The 1,623-nt window shown below is 42.7% G+C and carries 1 pseudogene; it reads right to left on the bottom strand.

Annotated elements, in window-relative coordinates:
- A pseudogene (locus tag ABD077_RS25080) lies at nt 1–1,623 on the bottom strand (DUF11 domain-containing protein); the annotation flags it as partial.

The following is a 1,623-nucleotide window of genomic DNA, read 5'->3' as shown; positions in this document are numbered from 1 at the left end:
TCTCACTTCCACTGTTACTGATACTACCTATCGTAGTATATCCATCTGGAACCGTATCTCCTACGCCTACTCCCGTAGCATTGTTAGGACCAGCATTGCTTACCGTTACTGTAAAGGTAACTGTATCACCAGCACTAATACTTCCACTAGTATCAGCATCTGTTGTTAATACAGCACTCTTAGTAATACTTAAATCTGCAATCGCCTCAACTGTTGGAGTAGCACTTGTCTCATCATCCTCCGTTGGAGTATCTGTATCTGGAGTACTATCTGGAGTACTGTCTAAATCGGTCTGATCACTCGCGGTAACCTCTGCAAAATTCGTATAGTTACCCGTAGCAGTGACTACTGCTGTATAGGTTAAGTCTAAACTCGATCCTGAAGTAATCGATAAACCACTCCAGCTAATTAAACCGCCACTCTCACTTCCACTGTTACTGATACTACCTATCGTAGTATATCCATCTGGAACCGTATCTCCTACGCCTACTCCCGTAGCATTGTTAGGACCAGCATTGCTTACCGTTACTGTAAAGGTAACTGTATCACCAGCACTAATACTTCCACTAGTATCAGCATCTGTTGTTAATACAGCACTCTTAGTAATACTTAAATCTGCAATCGCCTCAACTGTTGGAGTAGCACTTGTCTCATCATCCTCCGTTGGAGTATCTGTATCTGGAGTACTATCTGGAGTACTGTCTAAATCGGTCTGATCACTCGCGGTAACCTCTGCAAAATTTGTATAGTTACCCGTAGCAGTGACTACTGCGGTATAGGTTAAGTCTAAACTCGATCCTGAAGTAATCGATAAACCACTCCAGCTAATTAAACCGCCACTCTCACTTCCACTGTTACTGATACTACCTATCGTAGTATATCCATCTGGAACCGTATCTCCTACGCCTACTCCCGTAGCATTGTTAGGACCAGTATTGCTTACCGTTACTGTAAAGGTAACTGTATCACCAGCACTAATACTTCCACTAGTATCAGCATCTGTTGTTAATACAGCACTCTTAGTAATACTTAAATCTGCAATCGCCTCAACTGTTGGAGTAGCACTTGTCTCATCATCCTCCGTTGGAGTATCTGTATCTGGAGTACTATCTGGAGTACTATCTAAATCGGTCTGATCACTCGCGGTAACCTCTGCAAAATTCGTATAGTTACCCGTAGCAGTGACTACTGCTGTATAGGTTAAGTCTAAACTCGATCCTGAAGTAATCGATAAACCACTCCAGCTAATTAAGCCGCCACTCTCACTTCCACTATTACTGATACTACCTATCGTAGTATATCCATCTGGAACCGTATCTCCTACGCCTACTCCCGTAGCATTGTTAGGACCAGCATTGCTTACCGTTACTGTAAAGGTAACTGTATCACCAGCACTAATACTTCCACTAGTATCAGCATCTGTTGTTAATACAGCACTCTTAGTAATACTTAAATCTGCAATTGCCTCAACTGTTGGAGTAGCACTTGTCTCATCGTCCTCCGTTGGAGTATCTGTATCTGGAGTACTATCTGGAGTACTGTCTAAATCGGTCTGATCACTCGCGGTAACCTCTGCAAAATTTGTATAGTTACCCGTAGCAGTGACTACTGCTGTATAGGTTA

This window comes from Aquimarina litoralis (genome assembly GCF_039523995.1).
Lineage (GTDB): Bacteria > Bacteroidota > Bacteroidia > Flavobacteriales > Flavobacteriaceae > Aquimarina > Aquimarina litoralis.
This window is presented reverse-complemented; position numbering and strand designations above follow the sequence as displayed.